Consider the following 14,040-nt stretch of genomic DNA (forward strand, 5'->3'; position numbering starts at 1 on the left):
GCGGCAGCGCCTGCGGCGCATGCGTGCCGGTCTGCGCGACCAGTTGTCCGGTGCTGTCGTAGCCGTAACCCAGGCTGCCCAGCGCGGCCTGGCCCGACTTGCCCCACGCCAGGCCGGTCACTTGATTGGCGTTGTTGTAGGCGTAGACCGTCTGCACCTGGTTGGGCAGCGTCGTGCTGGTGACGCGGTTGGCCACGTCGTAAGCGAACCCCACCGACTCGCTGCCCTGGGTGATGGCCGTCAACCGGTCAGCGGCGTCGTAGGCGTAGACCACTTCTGCCTGCGCCGCCGGCTGCATGCGGATGCGCCGGCCTACGGCGTCGTACGCATAGCTGATGGCACCCTGCGGGCCATTGGCCAGCGCGATCTGGTCGAAGTCGTCGTAGCGCCAGCTCAACGTGCCGGACAGACTGTCCGCCAGCGCCACCATGCGATTGCCTGCGTCGTAGCTGGCCGTCAGCGTGCCGCCCATTCCCGGGAGCGTGGTCGTGGTCGGCCGGCCAATCGCGTCGTAGGCGTAACCAGTGACCCGATTGCGCCGGTCGGTATAGCGGGTCACCCGGTCCATCGCATCGTGATCCCAGCGCTCCACCTGGCCCAGCGCATCGGTGCGGCTCACCCGCCGGTCGCGCACGTCGTAGGCATAGGTCACGCCATTGCCGTGCGGCAGCAGGACCGCGGACACGTTGCCGTTGGCGTCGAACCCGGTCTCGACCTTGTTGCCCAGCGGATCCACCGACTTCACCACTCGCCCCAGCTTGTCGTACTCAAGCCGGGAGAGGTTGCCCTGGGCGTCTTCGGCCGCAATCATCCGTCCGAGCACGTCGTAGCGGAATTTGACCTTGCGCCCCAACGCGTCGGCGATCTGGACCAGATCCTCGCCACTCCAGGTGAACGTGGTCGCATGCCCGAGCGGGTCGGTCAGGCTCAGGCGCTGGCCGGCCGGATTGCAGGTGGCCCGTGTGACGTTGCCCAGCGGATTGGTCACCGAGGTCAGGCAGCGGTCGGTGTAGGCGAAACGAGTGGTGCGATTGAGCGGATCGGTGATCGAAGCCAGGTCGCCATCGATGGTGTAGGCCAACGTGGTGACGCGCGCCTGCGCAGTGCCGGCCATTGCCGTGATCTGGATGGCGCGGCCGCTGCTGTCGTAGCGGTACTCGGTGCGGCGCCCCAGCGCATCGATGCGCGCCGCCGTCTGCCCGACGCTGTTGCGCTCGTAGGTCACCGTCTGCGCCAGCGCCGTCCCGTAGGCCAGCGTGTCTGTCTTCGGGTAATGGCTGACGGGATCGAACACTACCCGCCGCTTGCTGCCATCGGGCTTGGTGACCAGTACACCGGTTGTGGCGCCCTCGACGTGTGCGTAGTCGATGGTCAGAACCCCGCCATCGGCCTGGGTCTGCTTGACCACGCGGCCGCTCCATGTCCCGTTGGCGCTCTCGAATTCATTCAGCAGCACCCGTTGGTTCTTGCCGTCGTAGATCGATTCCAGGCGTCCCTGTGCGGGCACGGTTTCCGTGGCGGCGCGGATCTTGTAGCCGAAACGCCGGGTGCTACCGTCCGGACGCGTCACCTTCGCCAGATAGCCGTTGCCTTCGTACGCATACGACCAGGTATTGCCCAGGGGGTCGGCCACCGTCGCGATGCGATTTTCGCCATCATAGCCGATCGAAAGAAAGCGTCCGTTCGCGGACACGATGCGCGTGACCAGTCCGGCGTCGTAGACATAGTCCACTCGATTGCCGAAGCGATCCAACGACCATTCAAGGCGGTTGGGCATGTACTGGTTGAAGTACATCATGCTGCCGTCGCGCAGGGTCAACAGATAGCCATGTCCCTTGGCGGTTCCCTGCGTGATTCTGGCGCCGGCGTACCCAGACACCGAGCCGGATTGCTGCCACTCGCCCGCCAATCCACTTCCGGAAATGCGGTCGAATGGAATCGGCATCCCTCCTGGCAACACCAGTTGCAGTTGGTTGTAGTCGGCGGTGGGCGAATACAGCGTGTAGCGGAAGTTTGCCGCGGTCCCGATGCCAAAGTCCTGCTTGAGCGTGTCGCGCGGCCGATACGAGCGGGTGACCGCGATGGGCGCCAAGCCGCCGACCACCGCGTCGGTTTCGTCGTATGAAAACTCGCCGGTGTACAGATCGATGGGATCGCCCGCGGTCGCGCCGGCGCCACCGGCTTCCTTGCCGCACCCATCGGTGCATTGCGGTTTGTCCGGCTCCGGCGGCGGCGTCGAGCTGTCGATGCTGTAGCTGCCGCCCATGGTCTTGTGCAGGGCCACACCCGCTTCCGGCGCGATCCGGCTGCCGTCGCTGGTGACACGACCCTGCCCGTAGACGCGCCAACCCTCGGCCGGATCGTAGATCCAGAAGTTGGCTCGCGTGCCGGTGGCCAGCTTGTCGTAGTTGGGGTACAGCACCTTCACGCCTTGCGCCGCCTGCGGCGTCAGGCCCTGGATCAGCGCGCCGCCGGGCTCGAGAGTGAAGTACATCGGGTAGTTGGTCGCGACGGGAAACGGCGCGCGATTGACCGGCGTCGGCACGATGGCCAACTCGTGCACGAGCTGGCCTTTGCGGTCGCGAATCACGGTGCCAGCCGGAATGTGAATCTGCAGGCCGGGTATGTCCGGATGGGTGATGACCATGTCCTGCTTCAGCGGCGAGGCGATCCGGGTCTTGTCGCGCGCGCTGATCTGCGGCAGGTACATGGTGTAGGGCAGGCGCGTCAGGGTTCCGGCTCGCAGATCGACGCCCACGACGAACTGGCCGTACTCGCGACCGGCCGCATTGGCGGTCGTGCCATCGACATAGAGTTCCTGATGGCCGCCGGGAATACCGGAGAGCACGAAGCGACCGGAAGGATCGGTCCTTGTCCTGATCGCACCCACGCTCAGTTCCACGCCCGCCATCGGCTTGCCGTCCACCAGCAGTACCTGACCACTGACGCTGGTCTGCCTGCTCGCAGCGGCGATTGCCTCGAACGCGCTGATCGGGAGCGCGTCGGGCTGGGCACCTGGGGCGCGCCAACGCGAATCGGTACTGTCCTGGCCTGGTTGCCAGGTTCCATCCACCAGCGTGGCGCGCGTACGGCAGGGAAAGGGATGCTGCTTGCCGCACCCCAGCAACGCCGCCGATGGCCGCGCCGGCGTGGCGCCGAGAGAATGAAGGTCCTTGCCCGCCACAGCGACGACGTCCGCCGGCTGCTTGGATGCAGTGCTCCACTCTAGGACGGACAACGGCAGCACGCGACCATCCAGGCCATGCAGTCCATCGACAAGCAAAGTGTAGGCGGTGCCAGGAAACAGGACGGCGCGAGGTTGAACGAAAAGCAGGCGTCCCCCCTCAGCGACCGTCAGTTGCGCGTCGACCGGTCCGCCTGGCCCCATCAACACAACGGAGGATGACGTCATGTCGCTGCTGCGTATGGGCGCGCTGAAGCGCAGTGCGATCCTGGTAGCTGGATCGACCGCGCGGTCGCGATCGACCGGAGAGGACGCTGCCAAGGCGAGACCCGCATCGAAGCGCGCGTCGGAGATCGGTGCCGACGATATCGCCGATGTCGCCGGATCGAACAGCAGATCGGCTTTCGCCGGGAGGCCAGTCCCGTTGTCTCCTCCACTCAGCCGGACTTTCCCGTCGGCTTGCAGGATCGCGGCATGCCCGACGCGCGCCGGCATCGCCAGCGTATTCACACGATGCGCTTGGGGATCCCACACCTGCGCCTGATCGGGATAGCCAACACCACCGGCAAAGAGCACACGGCCATCGCTCAACAGCGTGGCAGTGTGGCGCGCGCGAGCATTCAGACCATCCAGCGAAGTCATCGCCAGTTCGCCGCGATTCACATCGAGCAGGTAGCCTGCTTTTTGCAGAACACCCTTTTGGTCCGTTCCGCCCCATAGCAGGACACGCCCGTCGGCGATGCGCGTCAGGCTCGCCCCGAAACGCGGCTGTGGCAGCGACCAGGTTCTCAGCGCGGCATTACGCTCCTGCGATAGCATGACAAGCGTACGGCCCGAGGCTTCCAGCCTCAGGAAACGCCCAGACTCCAAGGCCACGCGCAGCGGACTGACTGGAAGCGCGGATGCGGCCGCGACGCGCGCCGAGGGTGCGCCGACCATCGCGTCCTGTTGCGCCCAGCCGCTGGAGGACGCGCTGGCCAACGCAGCGAGTCCCCCCAGCGATACGCCGTACATCCATCGTTTCAAGCGCGACTTGCCAGTTTCCATATCGGCGTTCTCAGTATGCCGTTGCGCGTTCAATTGCCGGGGCCAAGCAGAACCCGCGAACTCGCGGTTTCCCCGTAGTACGGATCGACGAACAGGGTGTATGTTCCGGTCGCGGACAGATTTTGCAAAGGCAGGGTGCCCTGACCGCGCAACAGGATGGCGGTCACATAGCCTCCATCCGGCGCATAGACCTGATAGAAGACATCGCGATCCGCCGGCCCCGTGGTCTGCGAAGAAATCTGCAACGCCAAGTTCTGTCCGGCGACGCCATCGAAACTCAGCCTGGCGTTCTGTCCGCGACGCGTCAGGTTGATCCCCTTTGTCGTGTTCGCCGGCAGGGTACCGGTGAGATCGGCCGATAGCGTGGACTTGAACCCCATTGTCTTGTCGCCGTCCGATGGCGGGTAGACCGCGATCCGATACGATCCCGCCACCAGATTCGACAAGTTGACCTGACAACCATCGTAGCTAGCGTAGCAGTATTGAGCGGCGACCACCGCACCGTCGGGACCTGTCACCTCCAGATAAAGAGGCGACGTCGAGTTCGACGAGACGAGACTGCTCAAAGCAAACCCCAGGTTCTGGCCGGCGCTGGCAGTGAAACTCAGGTACACGTTCTGTCCGGGGACCGTTGTTGCATAGCTGCCTGTCGTCCCGCCAACGGACACCGTACCGGTCACGCCATTCGCCAGCAGCAACGTTCCGCTCACCGTTTCGCCATAGTTGGAATCCACAAAGACCCGGTAGCTGCCAGTAGCCGGCAAGCTGGGAAGATTCAGCGTGCCGTCTCCACGGATCGACAGACTGCTGAGCAGCGCACCATCCGGCGCATAGATTTGGTAATAGACGTCCCGATCGGCCGGTGTCGTAGTCTGGCCAGAGACGCGCAGCGCGACGGCTTTCCCTGCGGTTCCGCCGAAACTGAAGCGAGCGTTCTGACCGCGACGCGTCACACTGAACGACTTGGCCGTCCCCACCGTCAGGGCGTCGCTCAGATCGGTCGACAGCGTTGCCTTGAAGCGCATGGTCCCGTCGCCATCGGCAGGAGGTGATATCAAGACGGTGTACCGTCCCGCGCTCAAGTCGGACAAGTTGACTTGGCAACCATCGTTTGATGCAAGGCAGACCTGCGAGGTAACCGTCACCCCATCCTGCCCGATCACCTGAAGAATGGCATAGGACGCCGTCCCCGGCGTGGTCAGATCGCTCAGCGCCAGCCCCAGGTTCTGGCCCAATGTCGCGGAGAAGTTCAGATAGACGTTCTGCCCAGGAACCGTCGTGGCATAGCCAGTCCCCCCGCCATCGGGTTGAACCGTGCCGGTCACTCCGCTCGACAACAGCACGGTGGAAGCCGACGTCTCGCCATATGCCGCGTCCACGAACACGATATACGTGCCTGTCTGAGGCAGATTAGGTAGGTTCAAGGTGGCATCCGTACGCACCGACATACCGGACACCAGCGACCCATCAGGCGCATAGACCTGGTAATAGACATCGCGATCGGCAGGCGCCGTACTCTGCCCCGACACGCGTAGCAAAACCGTCTCATCCGCCGTACCGCTGAAGCTAAGACGAGCGTTCTGCCCACGCCGACCAACAGCGATCGCCTTGGCCGCATCGCGGTCCAAGGTCGCTGCAAGATCCACCGACAGTGTGGACTTGAAGGACATCCGCTGATCGCCATCTGAAGGCGGCGTCACTACCACCCTGTAGCTTCCAGCGCGCAGGTCGGGGAGATTGAGTTGACAGCCGTCGTTGTACGCATAGCAATACTGGGCGGCACTGGTGGTTCCATCGGATCCCAGTACGCTCACATAGACGGGAGACGTCGTGTTTGGAGTGACCAGACTACTCAGCCCGAGACCGAGACTCTGGCCTTCCGTCGCCGCGAAGCTCAGATAGACGTTCTGCCCGGGCACGCTCGTGCCGTAGGTGCCCGTCGCCCCACCGACCGGCGCCGAGCCCGTCACCCCCGCCGACAACGACAGAGTCGAAGTCAACGTTTCGCCATAGGCCGCGTCGACGAAGACCAAGTAGGTGCCGGTGGCAGGCAGATTGGACAGATTCAAGGTCCTGTCGGTCTGCACCGCCATGCTGTCCAATTGGGAACCGTCTGGCGCATAGACGGTGTAATAGACGTCGCGATCCGAGGGTGTCGTCGCCTGACCGGAAACCCGTAACGCCAGCGTGCGCCCCGCTACGCCACTGAAGCTAAGCCGCGCATTCTGACCACGGCGCGCAACGTTCAGCACCTTGTTTGATCCCACCACTAGGCTGTCAACAAGATCGTCAGACAATAGCGCCTTGAAGCCCATGGTTCGGTCGCCATCCCGGGGAGGCGACACGACAACGCTGTAGCTACCTGCAGCGAGATTGGAAAGATTGATCTGGCAGCCACCGTAGGTCGCATAGCAATACTGGCTCGTCAGGATGCTGCGATCGGGCGCCAGCACCTGCACAGTGAGGTAGGACGCCGAATCCGACATCACCAGGTCACTCAATCCGAGGCCAAGATTCTGCCCGGCACTAGCACTGAAACTCAAATAGACGCTCTGTCCCGGAACTGTCGTGGCATAGCTGCCAGCCGCACCGCCGACGGGCATAGAACCAGTGCGGCCAGACGACAGCAAAACGTTGGAGTTCAGCGTCTCGCCATAATAGGAATCGACGAAAACCTGGTAGGTCCCGGTGAGCGGAAGGTTCGGCAGGTTGATGGTCCCATCCGCCCGCACCATCAGGCTGTCCAAATACGTACCATCCGGCGCATAGACCTGGTAGTACACATCACGATCTGCTGGCGCGGTACTCTGCCCGGCAACACGCAGCGCCAAGGTCTGTCCGGCGGCGGCAGCAAAAGTCAGACGCGCGTTTTGTCCACGGCGCGGGATACGAACGGGCACTACCGTATCTAGCGCCAGGTTAGCGGTGAGATCCTCAGACAGGGTGGACTCGAAGCGCATGGTCCGGTCGCCATCGCTTGGCGGCGACACCACGACGCTGTAGGTGCCGCCTGCAAGATTGGACAGATTGACCTGGCAACCATCGTTGATCGCGTAACAAGGGGCACTCGCGATGGAATCACCATTAGCAGCAAACACATTCAAGTAGAGATAGGAGGTCGAACCCGGCGTTTGCAGATCGCTCAAGCCCAATCCGAGATTCTGGCCCGGTTCGGCAGTGAACTTCATGTAGATGTTTTGCCCAGGAACAGTTGTGGCGTAACTGTTGACTGCGCCACCGGGCGTCGCAGCGCCGACCACGCCAGGAGACAGCAGGACGTTCGCACCCACCGTTTCCCCATTCGGGGAGTCCACGAACAGCACATAAGTGCCGTCGGCAGGCAGATCGGTCAAGTTGACGGTGGTTTCTGTGAGAACCCACGCGCTGGTCAAATACGTGCCATCCGGCGCATAGACCGAGTAATAGACCTCCCGGCCTGCCGGCCCGGTCGTCTGTCCGGAAATCCGCAACGCCCAGGTTTGCCCGAGCTTCCCGCTGAAGCTCAAGCGCGCGTTCTGCCCAACGCGCGTCAGACTGAACGCCTTGGCGACGTTCGATGCGAGCGTGGCGACAAGATCGCTGGACAACGTGGATTTGAAGCTGATCGTCCGGTCGCCATTGAACGTGGGCGACACCACGATGCTGTAGATTCCGGCAGACAGGTTGGAGAAGTTGGCCTGGCAGATCCCCGTGGCAGCGTAACAGGCTTGGCTGGCGACATAGCTACCATCTGCGGAAAGCACATCGAAACGCGCGTTGGCCTCCGAGTTCGGCGTGACCAAATTGCTCAACGCGAAGCCGAGATTTTGGCCCGCTGTCGCCGCGAAGATGATCCGCTTGCTTTGTCCGGCGCCGGTGAGCGCCTGGGCGAGCGTGGCACCGTCCACACCGAGCGTCGGCGCCTTCTCTACCGCGAGCTTCCACGAAGCAGGCGCTGTCGAGGGGCGCAGCAGCACCAGATAGGTTCCGCTTGCGATGGCCCTCGGCAGATGCGCTGTCGCGTTGCCTGCTTCGACCGATCCCGAAGCCAGCAACGCATTCGCCGGCCCATAGAGCGTATAGGCAACTGAAACCGAGTCGAGCGCGCTGAACTGGAGGCTTGGATAGTCGCCGGCGGCCACGTCGTAGAGAATGGCGACCGATTTTTCTGCGGCATTCACGGTCACGCCTTGAGGCGCGGCGCCAAGCGCCAGACGCTTGATCGACTCGATCTCTGCCTTGGCCACCCCCACAGGGGCGATGACGACGTCCTGGGTGCTTGTGGCGGCGCCATATGGCGTGGTCACCATGACCTTGCCGCTACCGACGTTGGCTGGCGCTGCGAATACCAGCTTGGTGTTCGACATGCTGGACGGCACGACCGTGCGGCCGCTGAGCAACATCGAGGTTTGCCCTGCGACAGGCAAAAAGGCTTTACCTGTCACGCTCACCGATTCGCCGACGGCCACCAGGGTTGGCGCGACCGAACTGATGCCGGGGCCGAGCGAGGCGCTGTCCACGACAAAGCCCGCGACGCTGCCGGCGACAGCGCTGCCGACCGCAACGGAAATAGGACCGGTCGTCGCTCCGGACGGCACAGCGACTGTCAATTCGGTGGCGCTCGCCGCCGACACCGTCGCCGCCGTACCATTGAACTTCACGGTGTTCTGACTTGCGGTCGCGCTGAAGCCCTGGCCTTTGATCCTGACCGTCGTCCCGGGCGCCCCACGCGCCGGACTGAAGGTAAAGATCGCCAACTGCCCGGCAGCGAAGCGATCCACTCCCAGCAGGTTGCCGATGCCATCGTAGCTGTAGCGCGCACTGGCGCCGCTATCGTCGGCGACCGCCACCAAACGGCCTGCCCCGTCGTAGACATACGTCGCAGCCAAGGCCCCCAGCGAACACAGCAGCAGCCCGACCAGCAGCCCCCAAAGACCTGCTACCCGCCAGCGCTTACGTCGAAAGCGGGTTCCTGCAGCGCATGCGCGCGCCCCCGATCGCCTTTCCATGCGACATATCCCCTGTTCCGTCCACGTCGCCAGTTTTGGCGACGCTATCCCAGTTCCCCGCAGACGTTATACTCGCTTCTGGACCAAGGTGTCACCTCACGTGCGACGGATCGTCTGGATCGGACTGTTTGCTGCGACTCTCATCGGCCTGGGGAGCGTTGCCGTTGCCGTGAGCAGCCTGGATCGGCAGAGGCATCGGCAAGCGCTACTGGCGAAAGTGGCGCTGGGGCGCACCGTGTTCCATGACGCTGCGCTAAGCGCCAGCAGAGAGTTGGCCTGCGCGACATGCCATCGCCCGGACGCCGCTTTCGCTCAACCAATTCCGGTTCCTTACCTGGGAGATGGGCGTTCCGGAACGCGCAACGTTCCCAGTCTCTTGGACCTGAAGTATTTCGATCGCTTTTTCTGGGACGGACGCGAAGACCGAATCGATCGGGCAGCGGTGGCCGCGTTCACCAATCGCGCGGAGATGGCGCAACCCGACATGGCGGCGGTGGTTGCCGCTCTGCGCGGCCGACCAGCCTATGGACAGCGCTTCAAGGCCGCGTTTGGCGATGAAACGATCGACCAAGCTCGCATTTCCCAGGCGATCCTGGCCTATCTGACCGCAAACGCCAGCGGGCGCAGCCGTTACGACGCTTACGCCGCCGGCGCGTCGGATGCGCTGACGCCAACGGAGCGGCGCGGCCTGGATCTGTTCCGCGGCAAAGCCGAATGCGCGGCGTGCCACCGGATCGTCGGCTCGCCGGCCAGATTCACCGACAACCGCTTCCATCACTCCAATGTCGGTATGGAGCGAATGTCGGGCAACGTCAAAATCGCCATCGAGGCTCTTCAGCGCCAACGACAGCAAGGAATCCCCTTGGCCGAACTGGTTCTTTCGAAGCCGGACATCGCGGCGCTTGGACGTTTCGCCATCGATGGGCGCGGCGAACATCTGGCCGCCTACAGGACGCCAACGTTACGCAACGTCTCGCGCACAGCCCCCTACATGCACGACGGCAGCGTACCCACCCTGGATGCGGCCATTCAGCGCGAGATCTACTATCGAAGCCTTTCGCGCGGCACACCGATCACATTGACGACGGACGAGCAACGCGACCTGCGCGCATTTCTCTTCGCACTTGAAGACACCGAGGAATCGCGCGTTCAACCGCTCGTCGACGATTGAACCGGCTGCGGCTGGATATCGAAATCGCGTTGAAAGACCTTTCCGTTCTGGCCCAGGCGCGCTTCGAGCAAATGCCGTCCAGGCGTCCAGGACCGAACCGGCTTGAACTCGAAGTGCGCCGAATCCTTGCCCGGCTCGAGGGCCGAGCGCTGTTCGCCTACCGTCTTTCCGCCCTTCAGGTCGATGAGCCGCAGCGACAGGGATTGCGGTTCGGACAGCGCTGCAGTCAATGAAACGGTGACATCAATGGTCGCGTCCTGCGTCAGGGGCTCTGGAGCCGCGGATGCCCCATGTGCGCTTCCTTCCGACAGCAAAATCTGCCTGATCGCCACCACCGAGCGGGCCTCGGACACAGCGCCGGCCTGAGCAGCACCCGGAGCATCGGCCTTGCAGCCGCCGAGCGCCACAAGCACCGCCAACAGACTCCCAGACAATGCCTTTTTCATCCCTAACCCCTGTCGAATCTGGCAGGAGTCTAACAAGAAAAACGAAGACGGCCGCCGGCGGCCTCTGCGAAAGGCGCCGGCGGACATCGCGACTAGAACTTCAGATCCGCCCGCACGTACAGGTAGCGCCCACCTGGAATGCCGTAGGTGGAGGCGTCGTAGCCGTTGAGCGAGCACGACAGGCAGATCGGCGGGTCCTTGTCGAAGACGTTGTTGACGCCGCCGCTGAGGGTCAGGCCCTTGAGCCAGTCGAAGCGGTAGCCCACCTGCAGGTCGTGGTAGGTGATCGCGTCCAGCGTGTTGGTGCCGGCCACCGGGTTGCTGCACACCGGGAACGCGACCGCGTCGCCGCACTGCTCGGTCAGCTCGGAGATGTGCCGCAGCGTCCACGACGCATTCCAGCGGCCGCGCGACCAGTCCAGGCTCAGGTTGCTGGTCCACTCGGGAATCGAGCTGTCCACCACCTCCACGCCCGGGCGCTGCGGCTGCACCTGGCCGGCCGCGCCGGTGGCGACATAGCGGGTGACGAAGGTGTTCTGCCAGCCGATCTTGAAGCGGCCGGCGGCGGTCTCCGGCGAGTTCCAGAACAGGTCCACGTCCCAGCCGTCGGTCTTGATCGAGCCGAGGTTGGTCAGCCGGTTGTTGAAGCCGTTGATGCCGCCGGTGGAGGCGCGGGTGATGCCGTCGCAGTAGGTCGGCGACAGCGTGTCCACGCACAGGTCGAGCTGGGTCTGCGCGTTGATCGCCTGGATCGCGCCGTCGATGTCGTGGCGGTAGAAGGTCACCTCCACGTCGAAGCGGTCCGACCACGGCACATTGCTGGCGAACCACGGGCTCCAGACGAAGCCGGCGCTGAAGCTGCGCGCCTTCTCCGGCTCCAGCGCGCGGTTGCCGCCGGTGGTCACCGAGATCTGCGAGTTGGCCTGCTGGTAGCCGGCCGGCACGCCGAGCGTGGCGCAGTTGCTGGCGCTGCCGCGCGGCGCGGTGCCGCCCAGGCCGATCGAGCAGGGATCGGACAGCGTCAGGTCGGCGCGCGCGGCCGAGCCGTACAGTTCGCCGATGCTGGGCGCGCGGAAGCCTTCGGCATAGCTGGCGCGCAGCACGAAGTCCGGCGCCACCTGCCAGCGTAGGCCGTACTTCGGGGTGAACTTGCCGCCGAAGGTGGAGTAGTCGGAATAACGGCCGGCCAAGCTGAGGTCCAGTTTGTCGCCCAGCGGCGAGTCGGCGAAGATCGGCACGCTCAGTTCGAGGTAGGCCTCCTTGACGTCGTAGCTGCCCTGGGTCGGCAGCGACGGCACGCCGTTGTAGTGGCCGATCACGGTCAGCGGATCGGGGCGGTAGAAGCCCTCGTACTTGCGGTATTCCACGCCGGTGGCGAAGGACACCGCGCCGGCCGGCAGCCGGAACAGGTCGCTGCTGAGGTTGGCGGTGAACTGGGTCAGCTCGTTCTGGCTGCGGTCGCGCACCACCGGCTGGATCCAGCGCAGCATGTCCGGGGTGATGCTGCCGGCGCCGCCGAAAATGTTCAGCGGCACGCAGCCGGCCACCGCCGCGCACGCCGCCGGATCGCCCAGCGCCAGGTTGATGTTGTAGATGTTGTAGCTGCCGTAGTTGGTCTGCTCGGCCTTGTTCTTGCTGTAGGCGCCGTTGACGTCCCAGAACCAGGTGCGGTCGGCGCCCTCGAAGCTGCCGATGAAGCCGGTGCCGACATACTGGGTGTCCACGCGCTGCTCGAACACGCGCGCGCCGCCTTCCACCGGGCGGCGCCCGATCATGATCAGGTTGCTGCCCGAATCCAGCGCGAAGCCGAACGGGTTGTACGGGTTGGCGGCGGAGATGACGATGTTGTCGGCCAGCGGATTGCCGGTGCCGGCGTCGGGCCCGAGGAAGATCGGTTCCGGCGCGGCCTGGTTGGTCGACTCGCGGCGGTTGCCGAGCAGCTTCAGGTACCACTGCACGTCGTCGTTGAAGAAGAAGCGGAACTGGCCGAACACGCCCTTGCGCTCCGACGGGGTCAGCAGCAGGTTGGACGCGGCGAAGTTGTAGCGGTCGGCGGTGGTGAAGCAGTGGTAGTCGTCGCTGCGGGTGCAGCCGCCAGTTCCGTCGTAACGCGGCGTGCGCGCGCCGCTGTTCGGGGTCAGGTTCTGCTCGGCGCCGGTGTTGGGGTCGACGAAGATGAAACGCCCGTCCGGGGTGGCCGAACTGCCGAAGCTCAGGCCGGTGCCGGGAATCGGATACAGCGACTGCGCGCGGTCGCGCGCGTAGATCGGATCCTGCTTGGTGTAGCTGGCGCCGAGGAACAGGCTGGTGCGCTCGGTGCTGTGGCCCCAGGCCAGGTCCACGCCCTTGCTGGCGCCGTCGCCCTTGTCGTACTCGCCGTAGTTCAGGGTGACCTGGCCGCCTTCGAAATTGCGCCGGGTGATGATGTTGACCACGCCGGCGATGGCATCGGATCCGTACAGCGAGGAGGCGCCGTCTTCCAGCACCTCGACGCGCTCGACGATGGCCAGCGGGATGGTGTTGAGATCGGTGGCCGCGCCCACGCCCGAGGCCGAGGACTCGTTGACCCAGCGCATGCCGTCGACCAGCACCAGCACGCGCTTGGCGCCGAGATGGCGCAGGTCGACCTGCGCCGAACCCGCGCCGACGCCGCTGCCGTCCGGCGGGAAGCCGAAATTGCCGGAGGAGTTGAACTTGGCGTTCAAGGCCGAGCCGGAGGCGGTGAGCTCCTGCAGCACATCGCCGATGGAGGTCAGGCCGGTCCGTTCGATGTCGGCGCGGCTCAGGGTCTGCACCGGCACCTGGCCCTCGACTTCGGCGCGGCGGATGCGGGTGCCGGTGACCTGCACGCTGTCCAGCGTGGTGGCCGTGCCGGGAGCGGCCGGGGGCGTCTGTTGCTGGGCGCCGGCGATGGCGGGGACGCCGCCGAGCAGGACCAGGGATACCGCGAAGACCAAAGGATGGCGGTGCAGGAAATTCATCCGTCTCTCTCTCCAGAAAGGATGTGGGTCGGCCGCTGCGACCCCCTGCACCGCGACGGCATGGAATTCTTTGTAAACAAATCGTAAACGCCGTGCAAGCGTCCGGCAGGCAAAGCGCGGGCCATCGCGACGACTGGTCGATCTGGTAGACACCGGATGCGCAATACATCGTCAAGCAGCGCGAGACCTAAGCCCCTCTCCCCTCGGGAGAGGGGTTGGGGTG

Annotated in this window: 5 protein-coding genes; 1 reads left to right on the forward strand and 4 read right to left on the reverse strand. The window is 64.5% G+C overall.

What is annotated here, in order from left to right:
* The coding region (locus D180_RS02335) for a DUF6531 domain-containing protein (protein WP_043090339.1) at positions 1-4,231 on the reverse strand (4,231 nt) is incomplete at its 3' end.
* 29 nt (positions 4,232-4,260) lie between these two features.
* Positions 4,261-9,219 (reverse strand): IPT/TIG domain-containing protein, encoded by a 4,959-nt coding sequence (locus D180_RS02340; RefSeq protein WP_081616372.1) that lies wholly within the window; start codon positions 9,217-9,219, stop codon positions 4,261-4,263.
* On the opposite strand from D180_RS02340, the gene D180_RS02345 reads away from it, so the two are divergent.
* Positions 9,218-10,390, forward strand: coding sequence for a cytochrome c peroxidase (locus D180_RS02345; RefSeq protein ID WP_087963539.1), 1,173 nt, complete (start codon positions 9,218-9,220; stop codon positions 10,388-10,390). The genes D180_RS02340 and D180_RS02345 overlap by 2 nt on opposite strands.
* Here the strand turns inward: D180_RS02345 and D180_RS02350 are convergent.
* Both D180_RS02350 and D180_RS02355 read right to left on the reverse strand, forming a co-directional pair.
* Positions 10,369-10,836: a hypothetical protein gene (locus D180_RS02350; RefSeq protein WP_017911518.1), complete on the reverse strand. Its 468-nt coding sequence runs from the start codon at positions 10,834-10,836 to the stop codon at positions 10,369-10,371. The genes D180_RS02345 and D180_RS02350 overlap by 22 nt on opposite strands.
* 92 nt (positions 10,837-10,928) lie before the next feature.
* Positions 10,929-13,817, reverse strand: coding sequence for a TonB-dependent receptor (locus tag D180_RS02355; protein WP_017911519.1), 2,889 nt, complete (start codon positions 13,815-13,817; stop codon positions 10,929-10,931).
* Between the last annotated feature and the right edge of the window lie 223 nt (positions 13,818-14,040).

This window comes from Xanthomonas sp. SHU 166 (assembly GCF_000364685.1).
Lineage (GTDB): Bacteria > Pseudomonadota > Gammaproteobacteria > Xanthomonadales > Xanthomonadaceae > Xanthomonas_A > Xanthomonas_A sontii.

Coding starts and splice junctions, on each gene's coding strand:
- D180_RS02345 (WP_087963539.1), top strand. CDS start 9,218: ATGCGACATATCCCCTGTTCCGTCCACGTCGCCAGTTTTGGCGACGCT.
- D180_RS02340 (WP_081616372.1), bottom strand. CDS start 9,219: ATGGAAAGGCGATCGGGGGCGCGCGCATGCGCTGCAGGAACCCGCTTT.
- D180_RS02350 (WP_017911518.1), bottom strand. CDS start 10,836: ATGAAAAAGGCATTGTCTGGGAGTCTGTTGGCGGTGCTTGTGGCGCTC.
- D180_RS02355 (WP_017911519.1), bottom strand. CDS start 13,817: ATGAATTTCCTGCACCGCCATCCTTTGGTCTTCGCGGTATCCCTGGTC.